A 24,406-nucleotide genomic window follows, 5' to 3' on the forward strand; every position below is an offset into this window, starting at 1 on the left:
CTCACGCCGCCAGCTGGCGGGCGCCGTGGCCGCCCTCCTGGATCTCCTCGATGACCTTCGCGCAGAAGGCGTCGAGGTCGCCCGGGTTGCGGCTCGTGACGATGCCGTGATCGGTCACGACTTCCTTGTCGTGCCAGCGGCCGCCGGCATTGATCACGTCGGTCCGGATCGAGCTGAACGAGGTCAGATCGCGGCCCTTGGCCGCGCCGGTCTCGATCAGCAGCCACGGGGCGTGGCAGATCGCGGCTACGACCTTGCCGGATGTGAGGAAGCTCCTGATCACGTCGAGCGCCCGGGGCTCCAGCCGGAGCTTGTCCGGGTTGATCTGACCACCCGGCAGGACCAGGGCGTCATAGGATGCGGGATCGACCTGCTCCAGATCGGTATCGACCGCGACCTCCTTGCCCCAGTCGGTCTTGTCCCAGCCGCGGATCGTACCCTTGCTCTGGCGCGATTGCGGGGCGGCGACGGTCACGGCGGCGCCGGCCTGGGCCAGCTTGGCCTGCGGGACGGTCAATTCGCTCTCCTCGAAGCCGTCGGTGGCGAGGATCAGGATCTTGGCTTGGCGGATGTCGGGCATGGCGGGTGTCCTCTTTGGGGATCTGCCCGGCTAACGGAGGGTCGTTCGCCCTGTTCCTGCGGCCCTCGGCCGCCCGGCCGCCCGGCCGCGTCCGAAACCGGATGTCGGTGCGGTCAACGGAACTCCCGCGAGGGCGACCCGTTGGTCACCACCCCAACCGCCAGGAGTCGCGTCATGGCCAATCCCGGTCTTCCCGAGCCCACGCCCGGCGACCTGCCGCCACCCCCGCCGGCGCCCGATGAGGAGCCCGATATCGGTCCGACCGGTCCGCGCACGCCTTATCCGGTGAACGATCCGGGGATCGGAGAGCCCGGCGGCCCGGGCTCCGAACCCGACGTCTTCCCGGGCACGCCGACCGATCCCGGCACCCGCATGTGAAATGCTGTCAGTGACCGCCGTGCGAGGTTCGCACGTCGCGCGGCGCGCTGAGGATTTCGGAGAGGCTCGTCACCACGTGGCGGGCCTCTTCGTCCGTGAGGCGAAGCTGAAAGGGCGGTAGCGCGCCGGCCTGGAGGGCGACCACGGCCTGGCCTTCGTCATCGGTGCCGATCTCGATCGCGGACGACGTCACGTCGAGCATGGCGACCTCTTCGTCGCCCATCTCGTCGGCCATGTCGGGCTCGTCCGTGTCGTCGATCGCCGTCAGAAGTTGCCCGACGGCGCGCACCAGCGCCCGGGCGGCGCGGGCATCCATCACCACTGCCGTCGCCTGATCGTCCTTCTGGAAGGACAGCTGGATGTTCGCACCGTCCAGCGAGACCGAGATGCCTGCCATGTATCGTCCAGAGCCACGCGCCTTAACTGCTTGAGCGCATTCCGTATATGCATCGTGAACGCCCGGAATCACAGGGGGGCGGGGCCTCTCGGCCGCCTCCCGATCCCGGCCTGCGACGCAGATGATACGCCGCTCATGCCTTGTTGCGGCCGCAGCCTGCGCTTAAATACGTCCTCGGGGGGCTTTTCCACCGAGGCTGACGCTGCTCAAGGTTCAGCGACTCGCGCCCCGCCGCACTGGCCAAATCCAGAAAGACCGTGGTGCATCACGCGGCCCTCGTGCCGCGCGGATGGCCTATGGACGAACGAGGTACACTACGTGAATACCGGCACTGTAAAGTGGTTCAATGAGACCAAGGGCTACGGTTTCATCCAGCCCGACGATGGCGGCAAGGACGTGTTCGTCCACATCTCGGCAGTCGAGCGCGCCGGGATGCGCAACCTGATCGAAGGCCAGCGGATCACTTACGAGATCCTCACGGACAAGCGCAGCGGCAAGGACGCCGCCGGCAACCTGCAGGCGGCCTGACCGTCGCAGGATTTGAAGGCGCCTCACGCGGCTTTCCTTGCGCCAGCCGGTACAGGTGAAAGGCGCGCATGACGCGCGAAGCGGCCGCCCGAAGCGGTTCCCCCTTCCGACGCTGCCATTCCGGGCAAGATCGCCCGGTCCGGGTCGCGTCGGAGGCAATATCCCAGAAACGACGCCGGACGGAGCCAACGTTCGGTCCAGAGAAGAAAAGACACAGATGTTGTTCGAGTTTACACGGCGCCGCGGCGTCCGTTCCCCCGTGACCGATGCGCCGACCTTCCGGGTGGGCAAGCTGGCCCGGGCCAAGACCGCGGAGCAGACCGGGGTCGATGTCAGCGACCTGATCGACCGATCCTACAATTACCATTCCCCGCGCGAGCTGCATTGGCATCTCGCCGAGCGCCTCGGGCTCGCGCCCGGCGCGGTGAAGCTTCGCGAGGCGGCGGCGGCCTGAGAGGCCGGACCGCCGGTCTGCGCAGGGCCTCGTCCTCAGACGTCCCAGGCGGACAGGACGGGGTCGCGCAGGCCGACCGGTGCCGCGAGCAGCTCGCCGTGCACCGGGTCGGGGCGGTTGTAGAGCGTTGCCGCCCCCCCGAAATCGCAGACCACGCCTCCTGCCTCGCGCAGGACGAGGTCGGCGGCGGCAAGGTCCCAATCGCGGGCATGGCCGGAAATCATCCCGATATCGACCGTTCCGTCCGCCACGCGGGCGAGCCGCAGCGCGAGGGAGGGGATCCGCGCGATCACCTCGAAATCCGGTTCCGTACCGGCGCCGCGGGTCAGACGGTCGAGCATCGGCTTCGGGCCGGTGATGCGGGCGCCCGTCAGGTGCTGCCGTGCATCGACGCGGATCGGTTCGCCGTTCCGCGTCGCGCCGCGACCGCGCACCGCCTCGTAATCGGCGTTGCCCACCGGCGCGTGCACGAACCCGATCAGCGGTTCGCCGCCCGACAGGAGCGCAACCGCGATCGACCAATCCGGATGGCCCGACAGGAAGGCCCGCGTCCCGTCGATCGGATCGACGATCCAGACGAGGTCGTGGCCGAGGCGGGCCGGGTCGTCGGCCGTCTCCTCCGACAGCCACGCGGCGCGCGGCACGAGGGCGCTCAGGCGCACCTTCAGGAAGGCATCCACCGCGACGTCCGCCTCGGTCACCGGCGAGCCGCCGGCCTTGGACCAGATGCGGGCCGAAGTCTGACCGCCGAGCCTGAAGAACGGCCGCGCGATGTCGGCCGCCTCGCGCATCACGGCGCGCAGCTCCGGCATGAGGGCGGATACGGCATCGTCGGTGAGAGAGTCGGGCATCGCGCTCCGCGTGGAATCCGTGCGGCCCGCGAGGGCCTTGCTGTCCCGTCCGTCCGGTGACGCGGACGTCCGGGCCCGCCTGGGCTCACCCGCTCGGGCTGAGAAGACCCGGCACGGAGGATCGCGCGCCCGGTCGCCTCGTTGTACGGCGCCTCCCGCAGCGCCACAAGGATGCTGGTTGATCGTTCGATAACGACCGGTCTGGGCAAGGAAATGTTGAGCATTCAAGGAAGCATTGAGCATTCCGCAAATGACAGCGCTGTCCAGATTCGCTTAACGACGGCTCTTAAGCGGTGCAGAGGAGTTCGGGTGCGATTTTGCTTGGCATAACGGACGGCCCGACAGGGACCGCCACTTGCTCCAGGGACTCGAACTGATGAACACTTCCCCGGCCACGGACAAAAGCCACGCAGGACACCCGATGCACGGTGCCGACACCGCGCTACGTTTCGTCGCTTCGCCGCTTCCGGTGATCGGTCGCGCCGCGGGTGCGCGCCGCGCCGTCGGGATCGCGCTCGCCTATGCCACCGAGGATGCGGAGATCACCGGGGCCGACCGGTTCAGCCTGATCCTGGTGGATGCCGAAGGCGACGTGCTCCAGCGTCTCGGCAGCTTCGAGGAGGACGACGTCGTCGCCGTGTGGCGCGACATCGCGGCGCGGGCCGGACTGACGCGGATGATCGTCCGCGAGGACGGCCTCCTGGTCCCGGTCTCGCAGCAGATCGGCCGGCTGATTCTCGGCCAGGTCCGGATCCGCCGCCGTCATGCCGGCCTCGGCCGCCGCCGCCCGCGGTTCCTGGCCCGCCGCAAGACCGGCCGGCTGCCGGCGCGTCCGCAGATCTTCCGCGGCGAGAACGAGATCATCGCCCGCACCTGAGGGCGCCGACCGCTCTTAGACGAGATTGCGCAGCACGAGGTCGGCGGTGAGGCCGACGAACAGAAGCAGACCGGCATCCCGGTTCGACCGGAACAGCGCCAGAGCCCCGCGCCCATCGCGTTCCCGCAGCGACAGGACCTGCCAGGCCAGGTGCCCGGCGAAGGCCGCGACGCCCAGATACCCGACGAATCCCGCACCGGCCCCGCGCGCCGCCAGCATCACCAAGGCAGCCGCCAGCGCGTAGCAGAGCCCGACGGCGAGACGCACATGCCGGCCGAACAGGCGCGCCGACGAGCGGATCCCCGCGATCTCGTCGTCCTCGATATCCTGCACCGCGTAGATCGTGTCGTATCCGACGATCCAGCACAGAGCGCCCGCGTAAAGCAGCAGCGCCGGCGGATCGAGGCGGGCGAACACGGCGGCCCAGCCCATCAGCGCTCCCCAGGCGAAGGCCAGGCCCAGAACTGCCTGCGGCATCGGCATGACCCGTTTCATGAACGGGTAGATCGCCACCGGCAGCAGCGAGCAGAGGCCGATGATCACCGCCTCGGCGTTGAACTGCAGCAGGACGGCCAGCCCGATCAGGGCCTGGATAACCAAGAAAAGGGCAGCATGGCGCGGACGGACCTGACCGGAGGGCAGGGGGCGCAGGCGCGTGCGCTCGACCTGCGCGTCGAGGTCTCGGTCGGCGATGTCGTTGTAGGTCGAGCCCGCCCCGCGCATCGCCACCGCGCCGATCAGGAACAGGAGGCAGTGCCAGGGATCGGGAAAGGCCTGATCCGCGGCGATCGCCGCCAGGGCGGCCGACCACCAGCAGGGCAGGAGGAGGAGCCACCAGCCGATCGGCCGATCGATCCGGGCGAGGCGCAGGTATGGACGCCAGGAACGGGGCGCCAGCCGGTCGACCCAGTGACCGGAGACGGCATCGGCTGGCCGCCCGTCGTCAAGCGCCGTCCCGTTCATCGGTCGGATCTCCGGTCGTGCCACACGTGCGTCCCCCATCGCTGCAGAGGGGGGACCCGCGCCGGATCCGTGATCCTCTCAGACGATCTTACAGAGCGCCCTGCGGCAGCTTGAAGCTGCCGGTCAAGCCCGGTCCGCCGAGCAGGCCGCCGCCACCGCCGCCGGCCTGGGCCTGGGCCTGGGCGCGGGCCTGCGCCTCCATCTTGGTCGCCTGAGCGGCGACGCTGCAGATCTTGGTGCGGATGCCGCTGACCTTCACGTGGTCGGCCTTGAAGCCTTCCGCGAAGGAATCCGGGATCGAGCACCATTCCTTGTTGGCGGCGATCCACTTGATGCCCTCGGTGCCGTTGGCCTGGAGCTTCCCGAACAGGGCGCAGGCCTCTTGCGGGGTCATCTTCTTCTTGGATTGCGACGCCGCATTGGCGCGGCCGACCAGTGCCTTGCGCTCGGCCAGGGTCTTCTGGATGGCGCCGCATTCCGGTGCCGCGCTCTGCGCGAACGCGGCGGTACCGAACACGACGGTGCCGACCAGCACCGCCGCCCCCAGCTTCAGACTCCCCTTCGCCATTCCGAGACTCCCTCGACGCCCCTGCCGAATCCGCGAGCGGCCGGCTTTCTTCCGTTCCCCTGGGTTCGCCATAGGATTGTGGCGTCAATCGAGCGGCAAACCGGCTGCGCCATGCACCGGTGGACTGGCTGCCGAAAACCGGGGCTCGTAACCATTCGGCAACACTTTCGGGCGCGCCCCCCGCGTTGACAGGCTCGCCGCCCCGCGCGACCACGCCGCCATGCCGGCCTATGACTTCACCGCCCCGCGCCTTCACGTCGCGGCCGATCTCGCCGCGGGCGTGATTCTCCCCCTCGATCGCGCCCAGGCCAACTACCTGCTCAACGTGCTGCGCCGGGGGCCGGATGATCCAGTCCTGGTCTTCAATGGACGCGACGGCGAGTGGCGCGCGCATCTGGTCCAGACCGGGCGCAAGGGCGCCGACCTCCACGTCGCCGCACTGACGCGCGCCCAGACGAAGCCGGCCGACCTGCATTATCTCTTTGCCCCGCTGAAGAGCGCGCGCCTGGACTACCTCGCGCAGAAGGCGGTCGAGATGGGCGCCGGGACGATCCGCCCGGTCATCACCCGGTACACGCAGGGCGACCGAATCAACATGGACCGGTTGCGGGCCAATGCCGTCGAGGCGGCCGAGCAATGCGGCATCCTGACGATTCCCGATTGTCCCGACCCCGAGCGTCTCGCCCCGGCCCTGGCGGGGCTCGCCGCCGAGCGGCTCCTGGTGTTCTGCGACGAGGACGCGCCGGTGCGCGATCCCGTGCAGGCGCTGCGGGCGGCCGGCGATCCGCAGGATCCCCCACCGCTCGCCGTGCTGGTCGGTCCGGAGGGCGGCTTCTCGGAGGAGGAGCGTGCGCTGATCCGGGCGCGGCCGAACACCGTCGCGCTCTCCCTGGGACCGCGCATCCTGCGGGCCGACACGGCCGCGGTCGCCGTGCTGGCCCTGGTGCAGGCGGTCCTCGGCGACGCGCGCTGAAGGCGGGCCGGCCCGATCCATGTGTGCCCGCGCACATGAAGGCGTCAGCCCGGACGATTGTTTCCCCGGATCGGACGTGAAGCGGCGCGCCGGCCGAGGCCGCCGCGTTGTGGGTTCCCGGCGGCTCGATTATGTCCCGGAACGGACGCCGCCTGCGCCGCGGGCTCATCGGGGTCGGGGGCGGGTGTCCGCCCGGAGCCCGCTCGCGAGAGCGGGTCGATACCGGGTGGATCCGCCGAAGCAGTTCGGCGCGCCCGTTCCAACGCATAAATCAGACGCACGGGCAGGCAGCGCATGGCGCGCGACAGCAACGACACCACGCCGCTCACCACGCGCGCCGAACTGATCGAATGGTTCGCGGCGGGCGAGAAGCCGCGCGCCCGCTTCGCGATCGGCACCGAGCACGAGAAGATCCCGTTCTACCGGGAGAGCCGGGCGCCCGTCCCCTATGACGGGGATCGCGGCATCCGGGCCCTACTGGAGGGCCTTGCCGGCGAGACGGGCTGGGAGCCGATTGTCGATCTCGGCAACATCATCGGCCTGTCGGCGGAGGCGGGCGGTGCGATCTCGATCGAGCCCGGTGGCCAGTTCGAGCTGTCCGGCGCCGCGCTGCCCGATGTGCACGCCACCGCCGCGGAACTCGCCACGCATCTCGCCGCCACGAAGCGGGTGGCCGATCCTCTGGGAATCGGTTTCCTGACGCTGGGCATGAGTCCGAAATGGCGCCGGGACGAGACCCCGGTCATGCCCAAGAGCCGATACCGGATCATGGCCGGTTACATGCCGAAGGTCGGATCGCTCGGCCTCGACATGATGCTGCGCACCGCCACGGTGCAGGTGAACCTGGATTTCGCCTCCGAGGGCGACATGGTGCGCAAGATGCGCGCATCCCTGGCGCTGCAGCCGGTGGCCACCGCGCTCTTCGCCAACTCTCCCTTCACAGACGGCCGGCCGAACGGCTTCCTGTCGCGCCGGTCCGAGATCTGGCGCGACACCGATGCCGATCGGACGGGGATGCTGCCCTTCGCCTTCGATGCCGGGTTCGGCTACGAGGCCTATGTCGACTGGCTGCTCGACATGCCGATGTACTTCGTCAAGCGGGGCGACACCTACCACGACGTGTCGGGCGCCTCGTTCCGTGACCTGATGGCCGGCAAGCTGCCGCAGCTGCCCGGCGAGTTCGCGACGGTCTCGGACTGGGCCAATCACGCCTCCACCGCCTTCCCCGAGGTCCGGCTGAAGCGTTTCCTGGAAATGCGCGGCGCCGATGTCGGCGATTCCGGCATGATCGCCGCCCAGGCCGCTTTCTGGGCGGGCCTCCTCTACGACGAGGCGGCCCTCGACGCGGCCCTCGACCTCGTGAAGGGGTGGAGCCCGGCCAATCGCGAGGCTGCGCGGGCCACCGCACCGCGCCTCGGGCTCGCGACTCCGGTGGCCAACACCACCCTCGGCGCGGTCGCCGCCGAGGCCCTGGCGATCGCCCGGTCGGGTCTGCGGGCACGGGGCCGCCGCGACGCCGAGGGGCGGGACGAGACCATCTACCTGCAGCCTCTCGAGGCCATCGTCGCGGCCGGCCGGACGCGGGCAGAGGATCTGCTCGCCGATTACGAGGGCCGCTGGGGCGCCTGCGTGCGGCCGGCCTTCGCCGAATGCGTCTTCTGACGCCTCCCTGATCGACCGACGTACCGGGGGCGAATCACGGCCCGAGCGTGCTATTGGAACGTTCCAGCAGGGCGTTCTGCCGCTGGAGGACCGTACCATGACCCGTGTCACCGCCGTCATCCTTCTGGCGATGGCTTCCTTGTCGGCGAGCGGGGGCGCAGGTCAGGCGGCCGATCTGGCACGGTTCGAGGCTCCAGGCCCGGCGCCGGGCCCCGGCCGCTGGCATTACGGGGCGGGCGGACGCAGCGCCGGAACCGTGGCGGCCCGCGGGCGTCCGCAATACAGCTACTATGGCGAGTACGGTTATCCCGCACCCTTCGGTTACGGCTATGCCTACGCGCCGGTGCCGAGCCACGGCTTCGACTACGGCTATTCCGGTCCGCGCTATCTCTGGTCTGCACCAGACAGCTATTACGGGCCTGCCTTCGGTTATTACGAATGGTGAGCGGATCCGCTGGCTTCGCGGGCCGGCGATGCCTATGACGCGCCGGGTGCCGGTCGCTATGCCGGTCGCTATGCCGGTCGCTGCGCCGGTTCGGGAGCTTGCGGCGTGCGGGACGAAGATCCGGATTGCGTCGATCTCGACCTCAGCGGGCTGAAATGCCCCCTCCCGGTCCTGCGCACGCGCAAGGCCCTGCGAAGCCTTCCTGCCGGCCGCACGCTGGTGGTGACGTGCACGGATCCGCTGGCTGCCCTCGACATCCCGAATCTCGTGCGGGAGGAGGGCGCGCGCCTCGACGCTGTCGAGCGGCGCGCGGAACGCCTGCGCTTCCGCATCACCGTGTCCGCAAGGCCGCCGCATTCCTGAACGATCCGTGAGCCTTCCAGGGGCAAGGCAGGATCGGTATGGCACCGCGGATCGGGGGCGTGCGCCTCGTGCACGACGGTTGGGCGCGCTACCTCGTGGCCGAGGTGATGCAGGAGGACGGAACCCGCCTCACGCGGGAGATGGAGGATCACGGCCGGGCGGTCGCGGTGCTGCCTTACGATCCGGAGCGGCGGGTCGCCACGCTGGTCTCGCAGTTCCGGGCGCCGGTCCTCTACTCGGGGGGGCCGCCGAGCCATATCGAGGTGCCGGCCGGCCTCCTCGACGAGGGCGCCTCGGAGGATGAGGCACGGCGCGAGGCCCTGGAGGAGACGGGGTTGCGCCTGGGGGCGCTCGACTTCGTCGCCAGCGCTTGGTCGATGCCGGGCATCTCCACGGAGCGGATGGACCTGTTCCTCGCCGCCTACGGCGAGGCCGACCGGACCGGAAGCGGCGGCGGCCTCGCCGCGGAGGGCGAGGCCGTGGCGGTGCATGAGATCCCGCTGCCGGAGCTGGCCGCCATGGGCCGCCGCGGCACGATCACCGACATGAAATCGCTGACGCTGCTGTTCGCGCTCCAATTGCGGCGGCCGGACCTCTTCGAGGCGACGCGCTGAGATCAGCCGGCGCGCCGTCCCATCTGCTCCCGCATCGCGAGGCCGATGAAGCGCCAGGACTTGATGAAGTAGCGGCGGAACAGCCGCCGCGGCGCCTGCAGGAACCGGTAGATCCATTCGAGGCCGAGGCGCTGCATCAGCTGCGGCGCGCGCGGCAGGAACCCGGCCGCGACGTTCAGGGCGTCGCCGACGCAGAACACCACCGGTTCACCGAGCGTCTGGCCGTGCCGATCCACCCAGATCTCGGATTTGGGCGCGCCCACACCCATCACCAGCAGTGTCGTACCGTGGGCGCGGATCCGCTCCGCCAGCGCGCGGCTGTAGGCCGCATCGTGCTCGAAGCCGAAGGGCGGGACCGCGCTGGCTACGGCGCCGGCCGGAAGGCCCGCCGTCTGCAGGCGAAGGGCCAGGGCGTCCGCCGCATCCTTGCGGGCGGAGACGAAGAAGACCTGCTGCGCGAAGGCCGGCGGATCGGCGAGGACGCAGCCGAGGAGATCGTGCCCGGTGATCCGGTGCACGGGCCGGCGACAGGCCCTCCGGGCCAGCCAGACCAGCGGCATCCCGTCGAGGGTCCTGGCCGCCGCACGCGCGTAGGCCTCGCGAAAGGGGGCATTCTCGCTGAGCTGGACGACATGATCGACATTCGCCGTGACGATCATCCGGGGCCGGCCGTCTCGCCGGGCCGCGACGGCGGCCACGAGGGCCGCGACGGGTCCGGTGTGAAACTGGTATCCGAAGAGTTCGACGGTCGCCTCCGCCTGCGGCGACCCGGACGCCGCGCAGGCGGGGCCGCTCACCGTGTGTGCTTCCCCGCGGACCGGATCCATGGCGCCGAGGTAGAGGCTCATTTCTCCGATGTCACGCATCGGCGGCCCGGAAGCTGGCCGCCGGCCGAGTGGCGGCGCGCAGGGTGCGGCGACGGTCGCTGTCGGCGCCGAGGAGCAGGGCGATGCCGCCGCCGAGCAGCAGGCCGAGGATCAGGGCCACCGGCAGGACGATCTTGGGCGACGGCGGGAAGGTCCGCTGGCGCGCGGGTGTCGCGGCCGAGATGATGCGGACGTTGGTGGTGTTGAGCCGCTCCTGCTCGCTCGCCTCGCGGGCGCGCTTCAGGTAGGCCTCGTAGATGCCGCGGCGGGCCTCGAGAGTCCGCTCCAGTTCGCGCAGGCCGACATAGGCCCGGTCGCTGCTCGCCGTCTCGGTCTTCACCCGGTCGAGATTCGTCCGGATCGCCGCCTCGCTCGCGGCGGCGCGGTCGTAATCCTTCTGGGTCGTCTCGATGATCCGCTCCTTCTCGCGCTGGATCAGGCGCTGCAGGTCGCGCTGCTGGGCGTATTGCTCGGCCATGGCCGGGTGGCGTTCGCCGAGGCGGGTGGCGAGCTCCGCGGTGTTGCGGGACAGCGTGGCGTATTGCTGCCGCAGAGCCTGCATCTCCAGGGATTGCAGCATCTCCGGCAAAGCGGTGCTGGGATCCGACGAGCGCATCCGGCGCGCTTGGTCGAGGCGCGACTTGGCCTCGGCGGTCTTGATCGAGGCGGTGACGAGCTGCTGATTGAGGTCGCCGAGCTGCTGGTCGGTGAGCAGGCGGCCGCTGGCCGCCACGAGCTTGTGATCCTCACGGTAGCGCACCACCGCGCCCTCCGCCTGCTCGACATCCCGCTTCAGGCTGGCGAGCCGTCCGGCCAGGGCGCTGGACGCGCGGCGCGCGGTCTCGGTGCGGGCCGCCGCTTCTTCGGCGAAGTAGGCGTCCCCGACGGCGTTGGCGATGCGCGCGGCCTTCTCGGGATCGCGGGACTGCACCGCGACATCGATCACGAAGGTCCGCTCGGCCCGCCGGACGGTGAGCCGGTTCTGAAGCGTGTCGAGAGCGGTGATGACCGGGTCGCGACTCGCCGCCGGCGGAAGCATGCCCAGAGCGCCCTTCACCCAGGTGAGGGTCGGGTTGTTGCCGTCCGGCAGGACGAACTCGTCGTCCTGATCAAGGTGGAGCTTGGCGATCACCCGGCGCAGGACGCTGTCGGACTGGATGACCCGCACTTGGCTCTCGGCGATCGAGACGCCGCTGTCGGCCTGGGGCTGGCGCGCGTTCACGTCGTTCTCGACGACGCGCAGATCGCTCGGATCCACGAGAACCTGGATGCTGGACGTGTAGCGCGGCGGGATCAGGCCGAGCAGCGCCACCGCCACGGCGACCATGAACAGGCCGCCCAGCACGATGAAGCCGCTGCCGCGCCACAGGCGCCGGAGGATCACGCGACCGTCCGTCTGCGGGGTCACCTGCGGCAGCACCATTCGGACGGGCTGCTCACCGCTCATCCGTGTCGAGAAGTCGAACATACGCCTCGCTCCCTGACCTGTCGGGACGGAGACAACCGCCCGCCGCCAACCTCGTCGCCTGTTCCTTTTCTGACCAGCTTCGTGCCGGTCTGGAACAGGTGCTCGCCCGAGGCGCCGTCTTCGTCGGGAGTCCAGCAATCAGCATACCGGACCAGTAGTATCGCCCCGTTGCGGTTCCTGCTTCAGGAAGCCCGCAGATATCGCATACAGACGTAATCCTAACTGTCACGACAATCGAACGTGAAAAGTCTCCGATTTGTTGGGGACTACGCAGGCCGCCTCAGGCGCTGCGGTCGCATGCGACAATTGACTCCAACGGTGCGTAGGCTGTCGGGTCGCCCGACAGGAAGCGTTGGAAGCGCAGCCCGTCCTCGGCCGCGGTGGCGTTCCAGCACGCCACGTTGGCCCGGCTTGCCGCCGCCGCGCGGGTCAGACCGCCATCCCGGAGCCAGGCGGCGATGGTCCGAGCGGCGCCGTCCGGATCCTCCGGCCGGATCAGCAGGCCGGACGTCCCCAGCACCTCACGGAACACCGGGTCGTCCGGCGCCACGACCGGCAGGCCGCCATGCTGGACTTCCAGGAGCGGCAACCCCAGCCCCTCCGCCTTGGAGGTCGAGACCAGCAGGTGGCACGACCCCACGAGGGCCCGCAGCTCCGCGTCGGCGAGGTATCCGTGCCGGTGCAGGAACGGCGGTGGTGCCTCCAGGAAGGCGTGCCGCCCCCATCCGACCCGGCCAACGAGATGGAGTTCCGCCGGGATGCCGGCGCGGATCAATGCCGCCGTCAGGGCGAGGGTCGCCGGATAGTTCTTGCGCGGTTCGATGGTCCCGATGGCGAGGAGCCGCAGCGTTGCGCCGGGCTCGTAGGCCGCCGGCCCCGGCAGGTCGGCCAGGCCGAAGGCGTCGCGGACGGCGGGTCGCAGCAGGGCGACGCGGGCATGCTCCGCGCAGAGGGCGCGCACGGCCGCGCCGGTGGTGCGGCTGTTGACGAACAGGTTCGGGCACCAGCGCAGGGCGAGGGCGAAGCTCGGGCTCATGTAGATCCGGCTGCGCAGGCTCAGATCCGCCTTCCTCGTGAGCAGGAAGGTGTCGTGGACGTAGAGCAGGCACCGCGCCGCCGCGACGGCGCAGAGCGGCCCGGGCGGGAAACCCGGGAACAGGAACAGGGCGTCCCTGTCCGTGAGCGCCCGCGCGGGGAGGCCGATCTGCTGCGCGGCGATCATGCCGGGCAGGGAGCCGGCGGTCACCGGCCGCACAGTGTGCGGGGCGAGCTTCTCCGGGGCGAACAGGTCGAGGGTGACCCGCTCGATCCCCGTGACATGGGCCCGCAGATGGGTCTGGTCGAGGTAGATCCGCCGCTGCGCCATGCCGGATTTCGCCTTGTGGTCCGTCATGGCACCCTGCGCCGCAGCGTGCCGGCCAAGTACAGGCACCGCCGCACGAAGAGCGGCATCCGGCGCCCGAACACCATCTGCTTGGCCCGCCGCAGCCGGCGCACGAGCGGAGGCGAGACCGCCGGGACCGTGCCGGTCGCGCCCGTCCGCAGATCGGCCGCGAAGGGGAAATGCCCGAGCATCGCCGGGGCGAAGCGCGGATGGGCCGCGCCGTCCCCCAGGCCCAGCCGCCGGAAGACCGCCTCCAGCGACAGCGCCGCCGCGGCCGGGCTGTAGCGGCTCTCCAGGGCGATCCGCGCGAAGGCGCCGAGGCGGGTGCGGGTCGCCCGGTCATCGACCAGGGCGGCCAGGGCGTCGGCAAGGGCGCCGGGCCGCATCGGCACGAGGCGGCCCGAGACGCCGTCGATCACCGCTGAGGTCAGCCCGGCGGTGCGGTAGGCCAGGGTCGGGACCCCGCACAGGCCGGCCTCGATGGGCGTCTGTCCGAGAGTCTCGTGGCGGCTCGCGGTGACGTGGAGGTCGCAGGCGCCGTACCACGCCGCCAGCATCGCCTCGTCCGCGATGAGGCCGGGCGCGAACAGGTTCGCGATCCCGAGCCGGGCCGGATCGTCGAGGCGGCCGATCGCCACGACGCCGACGCCCGGTTTCGCCACGGCCTGAAGCGCCGCCCGGAGATCGGCAAAGCCCTTGTCGGGCCCGTCGACGATGACCGAGGATACGAGGATCAGCACGTCATCGGGGGGCAGGCCGAGCCGGCCGCGCAGGCCGGCGCGATCGCCGGGCCGGAAGACGGCGGTCGGGAAGGCGAGGCGGATCGGCTCGACCACGGTGCCGGGCGGCGCGAGTTCGCGGGCCCGCGCCAGCGTCCAGTCGGAATTGGCGAGAAGCCAGGGAGCCGGAGATCGGGCCGGGGATCGCACTTCGGGCCCGACCGGGGCGCCGGCGAGCACCGCGCGTTTGCGTTCGTGAATGCCGGCGATCCGGCCGGGGGCCAGTTGCGGATACTCGTCGGGGGTGGGGCAGGCCGCATCGCAGCCGATCGCGGCGCGGCCGCACGCGCGCGGATGGGCGCACCGGCCCGTGAGGGGGAAGAGGTCGTGCAGCACGAGGCCGACCGGTCCCCGCCGGGCCAGACGGCCGACGACGTCGAGGCTGCGGGTGGCGCCGTGCAGGTTGCCGGCCAGGACGAGATCCGGTGCGGTCGCCGCGATCGCGGCCTCGGCCGGGGGGAAGACGTCGCGCCACTCGGCGGCCTCGGGACGGCCGCTCAGGGTGACCTCCGCGATCCGGTGACCGGCGAGAGTCAGTGCCTCGGCGAGCCGGCGCTGGGCCACGCCGGCCCCGCCCTGGGTGCCCGTCCCGGTGAGCGACACGATCGACAGACCGCTGGCGGGCGGAGGAAGGTCCGAAAGCAGCCTGTGGAGCAGGGCGGGACGACCGATCAGGTTGCGCCGGTTCTCGGATGTCGTCGACCAGGCGGACCCTTCGTTCAGCATGCCGTCCGGGTCGAGGTCCGCATGGTCCGCCAGCCCGTCGCGCCGCCAGAGGATCCCGCCCCTCGCAGACCTGCGGCCACCGGCTTCCGCCGCGCGATCGGGCCCGTCGAGGCCCCGGACGGCGTGGTCGAACAGGACGCGCAACCCCGCGACCGCGTCGACCTCGGCGAGCGAGGCCTCCAGCGCCAGAGCGATCAGCGCACCCGGGGCGAGCAGGTCGCCGGCAGCGAGCCAGAGCAGATGATCCGGACCGGGATCGGTCAGGATCCGCTCCACGGCCGCGCGTCCGGTCCTGGGCGCCAGCACGTCGTGTCGGAACTCCGGATAGTCCTGGCGCAGGACCGACGCGACGGTCCCGGCCAGGGCGGCATCCGCGTGGGCCACCGTGATGATCCGGATCCGCGGCCAGGGGCGCCCGTCGGGCAGCGACCGCGGACGGGCGGGTCCGGGGGGGCTGCGCCCGTACGGCCAGCCGGCGACGCCGTGGGGAGGCGGTGACATGTCTGCGGCCTCGGTGACGGCGGCTCTGGCGGCGGCTCGGGTCTCGTGCGGGGCGACAGAGTGGACGGGAAGGTTGAAGATTGCCTCTCGGGGCCGGCGGCGTCTCAGCCCATCACCCGGATCCGCGCCGGACCGGCCTCGATCCGGCCGATGCGGGCGGCCGCCGGGTAGCCCGCCGATCGGATGCGCGCGAGGAGCGCGTCGGCCCGGTCGGCCGAGCAGGTCACCAGCAACCCGCCCGAGGTCTGCGGATCGGTGAGGATGTGGCGCCGCCAGTCCGGAAAACCCTCCGGCAGGTCGACCGCCTCGCCGAACGCCGACCAGTTCCGGTGCGAGGCACCGGTGACGGCGCCGGCGCGCGCCAGCGCCTCCGCCTGCGGCAGCAGGGGGAGGGCGTCGGCCTCGAGGGTCAGCGTGAGACCGGCGCCGCGGGCGATCTCCAGCCCGTGGCCCAGGATGCCGAAGCCGGTCACGTCGGTGAGAGCGTGGACGGCGGGCTCGGCGGCTAGGTCGGGTCCGATCCGGTTGAGCAGCGTGGTGGTGGCGATGAAGTCGCGGTAGCCGGCGTCGTCCAGGGTCTCCCGCTTGATCGCCGCGGAGTAGACCCCGACCCCGAGGGCCTTGGTGAGCAGGACGGCATCTCCCGCCATCGCGTCGGCGTTGCGTCGCACCGCCTCCCGGCGGCAGGTGCCGATCACCGCGAGGCCGTAGATCGGCTCGGGGGCATCGATCGAGTGGCCGCCCGCCACCGGGATGCCGGCCTCGGCGCATTGCTCTGCGCCGCCGCGCAGGATCCGCGCGACCACCTCCGGGTCGATCTTGCCCAGGGGCATCCCGAGGATCGCGAGCGCGAAGAGCGGCCGGCCGCCCATGGCGTAGACGTCCGAGATGGCGTTCGTCGCGGCGATCCGGCCGAAATCGACGGGGTCGTCCACCATCGGTGTGAAGAAATCCGTGGTGGCGATGATGCAGGTGCCGTCCTCCAGCTCCCATACGGCCGCATCGTCCGCCGTCTCGTTGCCGACGAGGAGCCGCTCGAACGGCCCGGCCGCCGGCTGCTGGGCGAGGAGCTGGCGCAGGGTGGCGGGGTCGAGCTTGCAGCCGCAGCCGCCGCCATGGGCAAGACTGGTCAGGCGGGGGGCATCGGTCATCGCTGATCTCCGTTCCGGACGTCCTGGGACCATGGCGACTCAGTAGCGCGTCGTCAGCGCATTGAGCCAGTCCGGCGAAGCCGCGACGGCCGCAGCTTCGACCTGCTTGTCGAGTCCCGTCAGCACCAGCAGGCCGAGGACCACCATCACGGCGCCCAGCGCGGCCTTCGCGGCCCGGCCGGCCGCGGCGAGGCCGCCGCGCCAGCGCAGCAGCGCCTCGCGGGAGACGAAGCCGAGGAGCATCAGCGGGGCCGCGGCCCCGATCCCGAAAGCCAGCATCGTCAGGGCGACGCTCCCGAGATGCTCGCCCCGCGCCGCCATCAGCGAGGCCGCGCCCAGGGTCGGTCCCACGCAGGGGCTCCAGGCGGCGCCGAGCAGCAGGCCCACGGCGAACTGGCCGGACAATCCGCCGGAGCCGAAGCCGCCGAAGCGTTCCTCCGCCCAGGCGCCGACCGGGCCGGCCGCCGTCGCGACCCGGGCCTGGAGCCGCGGCAGCATCAGCACCACGCCCAGCAGAAGAAGGAGAACCGCGCCGGCGCGCCGGAACGCGTCGCCGTCCAGGCCGATGGTGAAGCCGATCGTCGCGACGAACAGACCGATCGCCGTGAAGGCGATCGCCAGCCCGCCGGCCAGCGCCACCGGGCCGAGGCGATGCTCCGCGGCCGCGGTGCCGAGCACGATCGGGATCAGCGGCAACACGCAGGGCGAGAGCACCGACAGAAGCCCGGCCAGGAAGGCGAATCCGACCGTTCCCAGCATGCCCTCGCGCTCCCGATCCCGCTCGCCCTGCGGAGGTCTCCTCCGTGCCGCGCGGGCGGTCAACGCGCCAGGCGGCCGCGGGCGCGCGGGAACCAGGCGGCGGCCAGCCGATTTCGGCGGCAGTCCGGTGGCGTTCCCGGGCGAGGCGGAGCAGACCGGTGACCATCTTCTTCACGGGCGACACGCATTTCGGCGACCCGCGGGCACTGCGCTTCGACCACCGGCCCTATCCGGATCTTGAGGCCCACGATGCCGGGCTGGTCGCGGCCTGGAACGCCGCGGTCTCGCCCGGCGACACGGTCTGGCACCTCGGCGACTTCGCCCTCGGGCCGAGCGGAGACCGGATTCGCGAGATCCTCGCCGGGCTGAGCGGCGAGAAGCACCTGATCGTCGGCAACAACGACGGGCCCGATACTCTTGGTGCGCCCGGCTGGACGTCGGTTCGGCACTACGCGGAAATCGAGGTCGAAGGCCGCATGGTCGTGCTCTGCCACTACGCGTTCCGCACGTGGAACGGCATGAGCCGCGGGGCCCTCAATCTCCACGGGCACAGCCACGGCAAGCTCAAGCCAATGCCGAAGCAGTACGATGTGGGCGTCGACCCGATGGGGCCGGCACCCGTGCCGCTCTCCGCAATCCTCGCGTCCCGCCGGCGTCGGGGGCGGTGAGTCGGGGCGGAACTTTCACGTCAGCTTCACCGTTTCAGCGGACAGAAAGGGAGTGGACTCGTGCCGCTCCGAGAAACCCGGCCGGTCCGCCTTCGGAGCGGCCATCCCAAACCGTGTGTGAGTGTTGAAGTGAGTGCCATGTCGGTCACTCTGACCCGTTGCCTCGCCAGCCTCGTGGCAGGCCTCGTGATGACTTCCGCGGCGTCGGCTGTGCCGGCCTGCATCGAAGCCCAGCGCAAGGTCGACGAGGCGAATGCCCTGCGCTTCCAGGCGCGTCAGGAGGCCCGTCTGGGCGATCATGACCGCGTCTGCGACACGCTCGATGAAGTGGGCGACCGCTACGACGATGCCCGCGACGCCTTCGAGCGATGCGGCGAGGGCGTCGTGGCGATCGATCTCCGCAGCGAACTGCGGGGCCTGCGGATCGCCAAGAAAATTAACCGCTGCGATTGATCGGGTGCGCATCCGCACCTCGGACGTCCCGTTCCTGCAGCATCACCCCGTCACGCGCGACGCCGGTCGCCGAAAAGGTTCTGCGCCCATGACCCCCGCCACGCTTTCGAACGACATCGAACCCGCCGTCGTCCGCACCGGCCCGTCCTTCGCGGCCGCCCTGTGCGGCTTCGTCAGCACCACCGTCGCGACGACGATGCTGCTCATGCTGATCGGTGCGTTCTGATCAGGGCGCGACCGACCAGAATCGCTGACGGTTGAACAACATGTCCTGGGAGCCGACCTTCGGTGCCGGCTCCGTCCGCCGCCCGCAATCGGGTTCGGCCGGCTTCGTGACGGCCGCGAGGGTCGTGTGAGCCGGCACGGGTATCAGACCCAGGCGCGTCTGAACCTCGGGCTGCCGCGCCGCCGCGATGGTCAGCACGCAGGCGATCAGGCCGCCGGCAACAGTTCCGAGAACGAAATTCAACATCGGGCCTGGGATCCGGGGCCCGATTCCTTTGGGCCACACAGCGTCGTCGATAAGCAACCCGGCGGCATCATGGCGGATCTGGCGCTCACGCGCTTTTAACTCCTGGTCTGCGACAGCTACGCGCCAGCTTGCCGCCAAGGCAGGCCTGACGACGGGGCTGGACCGCCGATGAATTACGCCGCCAACGCCTACGCCAAGACATCCCACAGCGCCCTCTCGCCGCGCGAAGCCGAATCCGCGGTTCTGCTGAAAGCGGCGCAGAAGCTGATCGGTGCGAGCCAGGGGCTCTCCGAGGGCGATGCCGGGCGCCTCAACGACGCCCTGTCGTTCAACCAGCGCGTCTGGACGCTGCTGACCTCCGAGGCCACGTCGGACCTGAACCCGCTCCCTTCGGACGTCAAGCAGGGCGTCGGCCGCCTGGGCGTGTTCGTGCTCCAGAGCTGCATCGACACGATGATCGCGCCGACGCCCGAGAAGATCGCGACGCTCGTGTCGATCAACAACCACATCGCCGCCGGCCTGCAGGGCAATCCCGGCTGAGGCCCGAGAGCCGTCAGGAAGCCGCCGACGTTTCCGGCAGGTCCGGCTGGGACACCGCGCCGGCGGCTTCCCACTCGACGAGTTTGCGGCTCAGCTTGAGCGCCCGATAATACGCGCCGGTCTCGACGGCCTGGGCGATCCCCGCGATGTGAGGGGCCGCCGCCGGCGCGAGCCCGAGCAGATCCGTCGCCTGCCGGAAGAACAGGTCGATCCCCTGCGTCGGATCGTCGGCGAGGTAGATGACCGTCAGGGTCAGGTGGAGGCGCTTGCAGGCCGTGTCGGCCTCGGTCTCCGTGATGATCTCGCTCTCGCGCAGGAACTTGCACTGCGTCTCGATCAGGAAGGTCGAGCGCCGGTCGCCGTTGCGCAGCAGGGCACCGTTGATGATCAGCCGTTCGAAGGGCTTGAGTTCCAGACGCAGGGGCATCGGGCGTTCCTTTTTAGAAGACCCGGCGATCTCATTCGCGAACCGTTAACGTTTCGAGAATTCCCGCATCGAGCGCAGCCGTTGCACCACGCGGGTGCCGTGATAAACTCCCACAAATGACGACCGGGTGAGAAGTGTCGGGGAGGTCCGATGACGGCGCAGACGGATCGGCGCGCACGGTATCCGAGCCTCGGCGGCAAGCGCGTCCTGGTCACGGGCGGAGCCTCGGGAATCGGCGCGGGTCTGGTCGAGGCCTTCGTCGGCCAGGGGGCCCGCGTCCTGTTCTGCGACATCGCGGATGATGCGGCGAACGCAATGGTGGCGCGTCTGACGCCCGGCGCCGCGCACGCCCCGCTCTACCGGCGCTGCGACCTGACGGATGTCGATGCGGTCCGCGCGCTGGTCGCCGAGGCGGATACGGTTCTGGGCGGCTTGGATGTCCTGATCAACAATGCCGGCAACGACGACCGCCACAGCCTCGCCGAGGTGACGCCCGCCTATTGGGACGACCGGATGGCGGTGAACCTGCGCCACCTGTTCTTCGCCGCCCAGGCGGCGGTGCCGGCGATGCGGCGTGCGGGCGGCGGCGTGATCCTCAATTTCGGATCGATCAGCTGGCATCTCGGGCTGAAGGAGATGCCGCTCTACCAGACCGCTAAGGCGGCCATCGAGGGGATGACCCGCGCCCTGGCCCGCGACCTCGGCCGCGATGGGATCCGGGTGGTGTCGATCATCCCCGGCAACGTCCAGACGCCGCGGCAGGAGAGATGGTACACGCCGGAGGGCGAGGCGGACATCGTCGCCGCGCAATGCCTCGACGGCCGGATCCAGCCGGCCGACGTCGCCGCGCTGGTCCTGTTCCTCGCCTCGGACGATGCCCGGATGTGCACAGGCCACCCCTACGTCATCGACGCGGGGTGGCGCTGACCGGGAGCCGGGCAGAAAACCGGCCGGACATGAGACCGGCCGGACAGGGGGCGCGGGTCCGCGCTCCGGCCCGGCCCGCTTCCGTGCCTCAGTCGCACGTCTCCTTCTTGACGGTCTTGGAGTCGCCCATGTCGTTCTCCTTGCGCACCGTCTTGGTGACGCAGCCGTCGCCATGGTCGTGGACGGTCACGGATTTCGACTCGGTCGCCGGGCGGTCGACGACGACGGCCGGCCGGTCGCGCTCGATGACGGTGGTCTGGGCCTGTGCGGCGGCGCCGAGGCTCAACAGGGCGGCGGTCGCGAGCAAGGTCTTGCGCATGCTGAAACTCCAATACCGGTTTCGGTACCGGGTAACGGCGGTCACAGCTTGAGCGTTCCGCAGAGCCGTCGGTCTCGAAGGCGGACCGAACCCGTAAAAAAACTTGGCTCGGCCCGCGCGCCGTTCGGTTCGAAGCAGAGCCGGAGCGACGGCGCCAATGACTGCGGAACCGGGACCAAGACAACCCCGGTGGACTACGTGCGCGGCGTGGCCGGACGTCAGCCGCCCGTCATCGGCGGGAAGAAGGCGATCTCGCGGGCGCCCGCGATCGGCGCGTCCGGCTTGGCGTGGACCCGATCGATCGCGGCCCGGACGACGCCCGGATCCTCGAAGGCGTAGGCATATTCCTCGCCCCGGCCCCGGAGCCACCCGACGAGGTCGGCGACGGTGGCGACCTCCGCCGGCGGTGCCAGCTCCTCCTCGGGGCGGCCGATCCGCTCGCGGACCCAGGCGAAATAGACGAGCTTCATCGCATCACCGTAGCGAAGACAGGGCAGGGACCGCACGTCCCGCAGGCCGATCCGTCAGCGCGGATCGTCGATGACGTGCTTGATCCCGGCCCGCATGTAGTCCCAGCCGGTCCAGAGCGTGAGGGCGGCGGCCAGCCACAGCAGCGTCAGGCCGATCGGCTCAGTGCCCGGCAGCAGGGTCTCGCCCGCCGGGCCGGCGACCAGGAAGCCGAGAGCCACGAGCTGCACGGTGGTCTTCCATTTCGCGATCTTGCTGACGGGCACCCCGACCTTCAACTCGGCCAGGTACTCGCGCAGGCCGGAGACCAGCACCTCGCGGCACAGGATCACGATGGCCGCCCAGATATTCGAGCCGACGATCGTGTGGTCCGCCGTCAGCATCAGCAGGCACGCCGAGACGAGAAGCTTGTCGGCGATCGGATCGAGCATCCGGCCGAGCGCCGAGCTCTGATGGTAGGTGCGTGCGACGTACCCGTCCAAATAGTCGGTGATCGCGGCCGCGACGAAAACGCCCAGCGCCGTCCACCGGGCGGTGTGGGATTCGGGCCAGAACAGCAGAGCGACCATCACCGGCACGGCAACGAGGCGCCCGTAGGTCAGGCAATTCGCGAGCGTCCAGGCCGGCGACCGTCGTCGGGGAAGGACGGCGTTCATCGCAGGGGTGAAATCAGAGCGGGGCCCGGGCGTCAACGTCCTGGTTTCGGTCTCGGCCATCGCGGTCGGGTTCTCAGGCGCCGGCATGGAAGAAGTCGTAGACCGCCCGCGCGGTGGCGGCGTTCACGCCCGGTGTCTTGGCCAGATCCTCGAAGGCCGCACGCTCGATGGCCTTCACGGTCCCGAAGTGATGGAGCAGCGCGCGCTTGCGGCTGGGCCCGATGCCGGCGATCTCGTCCAGGGGGTTCTTCACCATCTCGCGCTTCCGCTTGGCCCGGTGGCTGCCGATGGCGAAGCGGTGCGCCTCGTCCCGGAGCCGTTGCACGAAGTAGAGCGTCGGGTCGCGCGGCGGAAGCTTGAAGGGCGGCCGGCCGGGCACGAAAAACGTCTCGCGCCCGGCATCCCGGTCGCGGCCCTTGGCGACGCCGATCAGCGGCACACCCGAGACGCCGACCTCCTCCAGGGCCGTCCGTGCGGCGTCGAGCTGGCCCTTGCCGCCGTCGATCAGCACGAGGTCCGGCCAGGCCGGGAACGCCTCGCTCTCCTCGGCCGGCACCGGCTCCTGGACGCCGCCCTCGACGGCCGCGGCCGCGGCTTCGCGTTCGGTGCGCGGTGACTCCTTCACCAGCCGCTTGAAGCGCCGCTGCAGGACTTCGCGCATCATGCCGTAATCGTCGCCCGGAGTGAGCTCCTCGGACTTGATGTTGAACGTGCGGTAATGTGTCTTCATGAAGCCCGTCGGGCCGGCGACGATCATGCCGCCGACCGCGTTCGTCCCCATGATGTGCGAGTTGTCGTAGACCTCGATCCGGCGGGGCGCGCCGTCGAGCCCGAAGGCCTGGCCGAGCGCCGCGAGCAGCTTGCCCTGGGAGGCCGTGTCGGCGAGGCGCCGCGCCAAGGCTTCCTTGGCGTTGCGCTGCGCGTAGTCGACGAGGTTCTTCCGCTCGCCGCGGCTCGGCTTGTGGATCTCGACGCGGTACTCCACCCGGCTCGACAGGGCCGCCGCCACCAGCTCGGCATCCTCGACCGCATGGCTCGTCAGCACCGTCCGGGGCGCCGGCTTGTCGTCGTAGAACTGGCCGATGAACGACCCGAGCACCTCGTCGGGGGTCATCGACCGGTCGGCCTTGGGGAAATAGGCGCGGTTGCCCCAGTTCTGGAAGTTCCGGAAGAAGAACACCTCGATGCAGAACTGGCCGGCCTGCTCGTCGAGGGCGAACACGTCCGCTTCCTCCACGCCCTGGGTGTTGACCCCCTGCACGCCCTGGATCGCCGACAGCGCGGCGATCCGGTCCCGGAAGCGGGCGGCGCGTTCGAACTCCATCGCTTCCGAGGCTTCCTGCATCTCGGTGCGCATCCGGTCCTTCACGGCGTTCGACTTGCCCGCCAGGAACGCCCGGGCGGAATCCGCCATGGCGGCGTAATCCTCCGTGGCGATCTCGCCGGTGCAGGGACCGGAGCAGCGCTTGATCTGGAAGAGCAGGCAGGGACGGGTGCGGTTCTCGTAGTAGCTGTCCGTGCAGGTGCGCAGGAGAAAGGCGCGCTGCAAGGCGTTCACCGTCCGGTTCACCGCCCAGACGCTGGCGAAGGGCCCGTAATAATTGCCCTTCCGGCGCCGGGCGCCCCGGTGCTTGACGATCTGCGGGGCGGGGCCGTCGTCGGTGACCAGAATGTAGGGGAACGACTTGTCGTCCCGCATCAGCACGTTGAAGCGGGGCTTCAGCTGCTTGATCAGGTTGGCTTCGAGGAGCAGCGCCTCGGTCTCGGTGGCGGTGGTGACGAACTCCATCGCCGCCGTCTGCGAGATCATCCGGGCGATGCGGTTCGAATGCGCCTGACCCCGCGCATAGGAGCCGACCCGCGCCTTCAGGTTCTTGGCCTTGCCGACATAGAGGACGTCGCCGCGATGATCGAACATCCGGTAGACGCCGGGCGAGGACGGCAGGGTCGACCAGAACCGGCGGATCACCTCGGTGCCGGCCTGGACGGCACCCGGCTCGAAGTCGAAATCGATTTCCGGCGCCTCCGTGTCGGGGAGGCCGGCTTCCGGCCCGTCGGCGGTTTCGTCCCGCTCGGCGTCGCGGCCGTCGTCGAAAGTGTCCGGGGGCAGGTCTGAGAGGGCTCTGCGGCTCATACCGCAGATCTAAGCGTTCCTGAGCGCCAGCGGGACCGGGGCGGCGACAAAAATC

Annotated in this window: 31 protein-coding genes; 14 read left to right on the forward strand and 17 right to left on the reverse strand. The window is 70.4% G+C overall.

The genetic code is table 11. The features are described 5' to 3' along the window. Position 1: 1 nt before the first annotated feature. Positions 2-580, reverse strand: a complete 579-nt coding sequence (locus tag MCBMB27_RS22810; protein ID WP_043353091.1) for a type 1 glutamine amidotransferase domain-containing protein — start codon at positions 578-580, stop codon at positions 2-4. A gap of 174 nt (positions 581-754) precedes the next feature. Between MCBMB27_RS22810 and MCBMB27_RS22815 the strand changes: the two genes are divergently transcribed. Next, positions 755-958 carry a hypothetical protein gene (locus MCBMB27_RS22815; protein WP_043353093.1) on the forward strand — a complete coding sequence of 68 codons (204 nt, stop codon included), beginning with the start codon at positions 755-757 and terminating at the stop codon, positions 956-958. A gap of 7 nt (positions 959-965) precedes the next feature. Here MCBMB27_RS22815 and MCBMB27_RS22820 read toward each other — a convergent pair whose 3' ends face one another. Continuing rightward, entirely contained in the window at positions 966-1,355 is a 390-nt protein-coding gene (locus tag MCBMB27_RS22820) for a hypothetical protein (protein WP_043353095.1), read from the reverse strand. A gap of 318 nt (positions 1,356-1,673) precedes the next feature. Between MCBMB27_RS22820 and MCBMB27_RS22825 the strand changes: the two genes are divergently transcribed. Continuing rightward, positions 1,674-1,883, forward strand: coding sequence for a cold-shock protein (locus MCBMB27_RS22825; protein WP_010682786.1), 210 nt, complete (start codon positions 1,674-1,676; stop codon positions 1,881-1,883). 217 nt (positions 1,884-2,100) lie between these two features. Then, positions 2,101-2,337, forward strand: coding sequence for a hypothetical protein (locus MCBMB27_RS22830; RefSeq protein ID WP_043353097.1), 237 nt, complete (start codon positions 2,101-2,103; stop codon positions 2,335-2,337). Between the two features lie 35 nt (positions 2,338-2,372). Here the strand turns inward: MCBMB27_RS22830 and MCBMB27_RS22835 are convergent, their stop codons facing one another. Next, a complete protein-coding gene (locus MCBMB27_RS22835; RefSeq protein ID WP_053611120.1) occupies positions 2,373-3,188 on the reverse strand; it encodes an inositol monophosphatase family protein in 816 nt (271 codons plus the stop codon). A 421-nt stretch (positions 3,189-3,609) separates the two neighbouring features. On the opposite strand from MCBMB27_RS22835, the gene MCBMB27_RS22840 reads away from it, so the two are divergent. Beyond that, on the forward strand, positions 3,610-4,065 hold the full coding sequence (locus MCBMB27_RS22840) for a DUF6101 family protein (RefSeq protein ID WP_075381344.1): 456 nt from the start codon (positions 3,610-3,612) through the stop codon (positions 4,063-4,065). A 15-nt stretch (positions 4,066-4,080) separates the two neighbouring features. Here the strand turns inward: MCBMB27_RS22840 and ubiA are convergent, their stop codons facing one another. Beyond that, the gene (ubiA, locus tag MCBMB27_RS22845; RefSeq protein WP_053611122.1) at positions 4,081-5,028 is read right to left on the reverse strand and encodes a 4-hydroxybenzoate octaprenyltransferase; all 948 of its coding nucleotides are present in this window, start codon (positions 5,026-5,028) and stop codon (positions 4,081-4,083) included. An 88-nt stretch (positions 5,029-5,116) separates the two neighbouring features. Further along, on the reverse strand, positions 5,117-5,596 hold the full coding sequence (locus MCBMB27_RS22850; protein WP_043353104.1) for a hypothetical protein: 480 nt from the start codon (positions 5,594-5,596) through the stop codon (positions 5,117-5,119). A 220-nt stretch (positions 5,597-5,816) separates the two neighbouring features. Between MCBMB27_RS22850 and MCBMB27_RS22855 the strand changes: the two genes are divergently transcribed. The 5 genes from MCBMB27_RS22855 (at position 5,817) to MCBMB27_RS22875 (ending at position 9,653) form a co-directional block, all read left to right on the forward strand. After that, the gene (locus MCBMB27_RS22855; protein ID WP_075381345.1) at positions 5,817-6,569 is read left to right on the forward strand and encodes a 16S rRNA (uracil(1498)-N(3))-methyltransferase; all 753 of its coding nucleotides are present in this window, start codon (positions 5,817-5,819) and stop codon (positions 6,567-6,569) included. Positions 6,570-6,863: 294 nt separating this feature from the next. Then, positions 6,864-8,231 (forward strand): glutamate--cysteine ligase, encoded by a 1,368-nt coding sequence (locus MCBMB27_RS22860; protein ID WP_043353108.1) that lies wholly within the window; start codon positions 6,864-6,866, stop codon positions 8,229-8,231. A 97-nt stretch (positions 8,232-8,328) separates the two neighbouring features. Beyond that, on the forward strand, positions 8,329-8,676 hold the full coding sequence (locus MCBMB27_RS22865; protein WP_053611124.1) for a hypothetical protein: 348 nt from the start codon (positions 8,329-8,331) through the stop codon (positions 8,674-8,676). Positions 8,677-8,781: 105 nt separating this feature from the next. Further along, the gene (locus tag MCBMB27_RS22870) at positions 8,782-9,039 is read left to right on the forward strand and encodes a sulfurtransferase TusA family protein (RefSeq protein ID WP_043353112.1); all 258 of its coding nucleotides are present in this window, start codon (positions 8,782-8,784) and stop codon (positions 9,037-9,039) included. A gap of 38 nt (positions 9,040-9,077) precedes the next feature. Next, positions 9,078-9,653 carry an NUDIX domain-containing protein gene (locus tag MCBMB27_RS22875; protein ID WP_043382695.1) on the forward strand — a complete coding sequence of 192 codons (576 nt, stop codon included), beginning with the start codon at positions 9,078-9,080 and terminating at the stop codon, positions 9,651-9,653. Positions 9,654-9,655: 2 nt separating this feature from the next. Here MCBMB27_RS22875 and MCBMB27_RS22880 read toward each other — a convergent pair whose 3' ends face one another. The 6 genes from MCBMB27_RS22880 to MCBMB27_RS22905 form a co-directional block, all read right to left on the reverse strand. Then, positions 9,656-10,501: a WecB/TagA/CpsF family glycosyltransferase gene (locus tag MCBMB27_RS22880; RefSeq protein WP_236952791.1), complete on the reverse strand. Its 846-nt coding sequence runs from the start codon at positions 10,499-10,501 to the stop codon at positions 9,656-9,658. Positions 10,502-10,511: 10 nt separating this feature from the next. After that, entirely contained in the window at positions 10,512-11,987 is a 1,476-nt protein-coding gene (locus MCBMB27_RS22885) for a GumC family protein (protein ID WP_043760326.1), read from the reverse strand. Positions 11,988-12,267: 280 nt separating this feature from the next. Further along, positions 12,268-13,380, reverse strand: a complete 1,113-nt coding sequence (locus MCBMB27_RS22890) for a glycosyltransferase (protein ID WP_075381347.1) — start codon at positions 13,378-13,380, stop codon at positions 12,268-12,270. After that, a complete protein-coding gene (locus tag MCBMB27_RS22895) occupies positions 13,377-15,377 on the reverse strand; it encodes a glycosyltransferase (protein WP_075381348.1) in 2,001 nt (666 codons plus the stop codon). Before MCBMB27_RS22895 ends, MCBMB27_RS22890 begins: the two co-directional genes overlap by 4 nt. A 104-nt stretch (positions 15,378-15,481) precedes the next feature. Beyond that, positions 15,482-16,528 (reverse strand): selenide, water dikinase SelD, encoded by a 1,047-nt coding sequence (gene selD / locus MCBMB27_RS22900; RefSeq protein ID WP_043760332.1) that lies wholly within the window; start codon positions 16,526-16,528, stop codon positions 15,482-15,484. Positions 16,529-16,567: 39 nt separating this feature from the next. Continuing rightward, positions 16,568-17,287: a cytochrome c biogenesis CcdA family protein gene (locus MCBMB27_RS22905; RefSeq protein ID WP_043760334.1), complete on the reverse strand. Its 720-nt coding sequence runs from the start codon at positions 17,285-17,287 to the stop codon at positions 16,568-16,570. Between the two features lie 158 nt (positions 17,288-17,445). On the opposite strand from MCBMB27_RS22905, the gene MCBMB27_RS22910 reads away from it, so the two are divergent. The 3 genes from MCBMB27_RS22910 to MCBMB27_RS29775 all read left to right on the forward strand — a co-directional run bounded on the left by MCBMB27_RS22910 (position 17,446) and on the right by MCBMB27_RS29775 (position 18,634). Next, positions 17,446-17,955: a metallophosphoesterase gene (locus tag MCBMB27_RS22910; protein WP_075381349.1), complete on the forward strand. Its 510-nt coding sequence runs from the start codon at positions 17,446-17,448 to the stop codon at positions 17,953-17,955. A 138-nt stretch (positions 17,956-18,093) separates the two neighbouring features. Next, positions 18,094-18,408 carry a hypothetical protein gene (locus MCBMB27_RS22915; RefSeq protein WP_043355560.1) on the forward strand — a complete coding sequence of 105 codons (315 nt, stop codon included), beginning with the start codon at positions 18,094-18,096 and terminating at the stop codon, positions 18,406-18,408. Positions 18,409-18,412: 4 nt separating this feature from the next. Continuing rightward, positions 18,413-18,634, forward strand: a complete 222-nt coding sequence (locus MCBMB27_RS29775; protein WP_139231596.1) for a hypothetical protein — start codon at positions 18,413-18,415, stop codon at positions 18,632-18,634. Here the strand turns inward: MCBMB27_RS29775 and MCBMB27_RS22920 are convergent, their stop codons facing one another. Further along, positions 18,635-18,880: a hypothetical protein gene (locus MCBMB27_RS22920; RefSeq protein ID WP_043355558.1), complete on the reverse strand. Its 246-nt coding sequence runs from the start codon at positions 18,878-18,880 to the stop codon at positions 18,635-18,637. Positions 18,881-19,048: 168 nt separating this feature from the next. Between MCBMB27_RS22920 and flaF the strand changes: the two genes are divergently transcribed. Next, entirely contained in the window at positions 19,049-19,420 is a 372-nt protein-coding gene (gene flaF, locus MCBMB27_RS22925; RefSeq protein ID WP_043355557.1) for a flagellar biosynthesis regulator FlaF, read from the forward strand. 13 nt (positions 19,421-19,433) lie between these two features. On the opposite strand, the gene MCBMB27_RS22930 is transcribed toward flaF, so the two are convergent. Then, a complete protein-coding gene (locus MCBMB27_RS22930) occupies positions 19,434-19,847 on the reverse strand; it encodes a flagellar biosynthesis repressor FlbT (protein ID WP_043355555.1) in 414 nt (137 codons plus the stop codon). 150 nt (positions 19,848-19,997) lie between these two features. On the opposite strand from MCBMB27_RS22930, the gene MCBMB27_RS22935 reads away from it, so the two are divergent. Continuing rightward, positions 19,998-20,774 carry an SDR family NAD(P)-dependent oxidoreductase gene (locus MCBMB27_RS22935; protein ID WP_075381350.1) on the forward strand — a complete coding sequence of 259 codons (777 nt, stop codon included), beginning with the start codon at positions 19,998-20,000 and terminating at the stop codon, positions 20,772-20,774. Positions 20,775-20,862: 88 nt separating this feature from the next. Here the strand turns inward: MCBMB27_RS22935 and MCBMB27_RS22940 are convergent, their stop codons facing one another. From MCBMB27_RS22940 to uvrC, 4 genes are all read right to left on the reverse strand, one after another. Beyond that, positions 20,863-21,093 (reverse strand): hypothetical protein, encoded by a 231-nt coding sequence (locus tag MCBMB27_RS22940; protein WP_043355551.1) that lies wholly within the window; start codon positions 21,091-21,093, stop codon positions 20,863-20,865. A gap of 218 nt (positions 21,094-21,311) precedes the next feature. Then, on the reverse strand, positions 21,312-21,563 hold the full coding sequence (gene moaD, locus MCBMB27_RS22945) for a molybdopterin converting factor subunit 1 (RefSeq protein ID WP_043355564.1): 252 nt from the start codon (positions 21,561-21,563) through the stop codon (positions 21,312-21,314). Between the two features lie 54 nt (positions 21,564-21,617). Then, positions 21,618-22,217: a CDP-diacylglycerol--glycerol-3-phosphate 3-phosphatidyltransferase gene (gene pgsA, locus MCBMB27_RS22950; protein WP_043355549.1), complete on the reverse strand. Its 600-nt coding sequence runs from the start codon at positions 22,215-22,217 to the stop codon at positions 21,618-21,620. Positions 22,218-22,290: 73 nt separating this feature from the next. Beyond that, positions 22,291-24,351: an excinuclease ABC subunit UvrC gene (gene uvrC / locus MCBMB27_RS22955; RefSeq protein WP_075381351.1), complete on the reverse strand. Its 2,061-nt coding sequence runs from the start codon at positions 24,349-24,351 to the stop codon at positions 22,291-22,293. Positions 24,352-24,406 lie beyond the last annotated feature (55 nt).

Source organism: Methylobacterium phyllosphaerae (assembly GCF_001936175.1).
GTDB lineage: Bacteria > Pseudomonadota > Alphaproteobacteria > Rhizobiales > Beijerinckiaceae > Methylobacterium > Methylobacterium fujisawaense.

Bases quoted from the DNA above. Each gene is read 5' to 3' on its own strand.
- MCBMB27_RS22810 (WP_043353091.1), bottom strand. From the start codon at position 580: ATGCCCGACATCCGCCAAGCCAAGATCCTGATCCTCGCCACCGACGGC.
- MCBMB27_RS22815 (WP_043353093.1), top strand. From the start codon at position 755: ATGGCCAATCCCGGTCTTCCCGAGCCCACGCCCGGCGACCTGCCGCCA.
- MCBMB27_RS22820 (WP_043353095.1), bottom strand. From the start codon at position 1,355: ATGGCAGGCATCTCGGTCTCGCTGGACGGTGCGAACATCCAGCTGTCC.
- MCBMB27_RS22830 (WP_043353097.1), top strand. From the start codon at position 2,101: ATGTTGTTCGAGTTTACACGGCGCCGCGGCGTCCGTTCCCCCGTGACC.
- MCBMB27_RS22835 (WP_053611120.1), bottom strand. From the start codon at position 3,188: ATGCCCGACTCTCTCACCGACGATGCCGTATCCGCCCTCATGCCGGAG.
- MCBMB27_RS22840 (WP_075381344.1), top strand. From the start codon at position 3,610: ATGCACGGTGCCGACACCGCGCTACGTTTCGTCGCTTCGCCGCTTCCG.
- ubiA (WP_053611122.1), bottom strand. From the start codon at position 5,028: ATGAACGGGACGGCGCTTGACGACGGGCGGCCAGCCGATGCCGTCTCC.
- MCBMB27_RS22850 (WP_043353104.1), bottom strand. From the start codon at position 5,596: ATGGCGAAGGGGAGTCTGAAGCTGGGGGCGGCGGTGCTGGTCGGCACC.
- MCBMB27_RS22855 (WP_075381345.1), top strand. From the start codon at position 5,817: ATGCCGGCCTATGACTTCACCGCCCCGCGCCTTCACGTCGCGGCCGAT.
- MCBMB27_RS22860 (WP_043353108.1), top strand. From the start codon at position 6,864: ATGGCGCGCGACAGCAACGACACCACGCCGCTCACCACGCGCGCCGAA.
- MCBMB27_RS22865 (WP_053611124.1), top strand. From the start codon at position 8,329: ATGACCCGTGTCACCGCCGTCATCCTTCTGGCGATGGCTTCCTTGTCG.
- MCBMB27_RS22875 (WP_043382695.1), top strand. From the start codon at position 9,078: ATGGCACCGCGGATCGGGGGCGTGCGCCTCGTGCACGACGGTTGGGCG.
- MCBMB27_RS22880 (WP_236952791.1), bottom strand. From the start codon at position 10,501: ATGAGCCTCTACCTCGGCGCCATGGATCCGGTCCGCGGGGAAGCACAC.
- MCBMB27_RS22885 (WP_043760326.1), bottom strand. From the start codon at position 11,987: ATGTTCGACTTCTCGACACGGATGAGCGGTGAGCAGCCCGTCCGAATG.
- MCBMB27_RS22890 (WP_075381347.1), bottom strand. From the start codon at position 13,380: ATGACGGACCACAAGGCGAAATCCGGCATGGCGCAGCGGCGGATCTAC.
- MCBMB27_RS22895 (WP_075381348.1), bottom strand. From the start codon at position 15,377: ATGTCACCGCCTCCCCACGGCGTCGCCGGCTGGCCGTACGGGCGCAGC.
- selD (WP_043760332.1), bottom strand. From the start codon at position 16,528: ATGACCGATGCCCCCCGCCTGACCAGTCTTGCCCATGGCGGCGGCTGC.
- MCBMB27_RS22905 (WP_043760334.1), bottom strand. From the start codon at position 17,287: ATGCTGGGAACGGTCGGATTCGCCTTCCTGGCCGGGCTTCTGTCGGTG.
- MCBMB27_RS22915 (WP_043355560.1), top strand. From the start codon at position 18,094: ATGTCGGTCACTCTGACCCGTTGCCTCGCCAGCCTCGTGGCAGGCCTC.
- MCBMB27_RS22920 (WP_043355558.1), bottom strand. From the start codon at position 18,880: ATGTTGAATTTCGTTCTCGGAACTGTTGCCGGCGGCCTGATCGCCTGC.
- flaF (WP_043355557.1), top strand. From the start codon at position 19,049: ATGAATTACGCCGCCAACGCCTACGCCAAGACATCCCACAGCGCCCTC.
- MCBMB27_RS22930 (WP_043355555.1), bottom strand. From the start codon at position 19,847: ATGCCCCTGCGTCTGGAACTCAAGCCCTTCGAACGGCTGATCATCAAC.
- MCBMB27_RS22935 (WP_075381350.1), top strand. From the start codon at position 19,998: ATGACGGCGCAGACGGATCGGCGCGCACGGTATCCGAGCCTCGGCGGC.
- MCBMB27_RS22940 (WP_043355551.1), bottom strand. From the start codon at position 21,093: ATGCGCAAGACCTTGCTCGCGACCGCCGCCCTGTTGAGCCTCGGCGCC.
- moaD (WP_043355564.1), bottom strand. From the start codon at position 21,563: ATGAAGCTCGTCTATTTCGCCTGGGTCCGCGAGCGGATCGGCCGCCCC.
- pgsA (WP_043355549.1), bottom strand. From the start codon at position 22,217: ATGAACGCCGTCCTTCCCCGACGACGGTCGCCGGCCTGGACGCTCGCG.
- uvrC (WP_075381351.1), bottom strand. From the start codon at position 24,351: ATGAGCCGCAGAGCCCTCTCAGACCTGCCCCCGGACACTTTCGACGAC.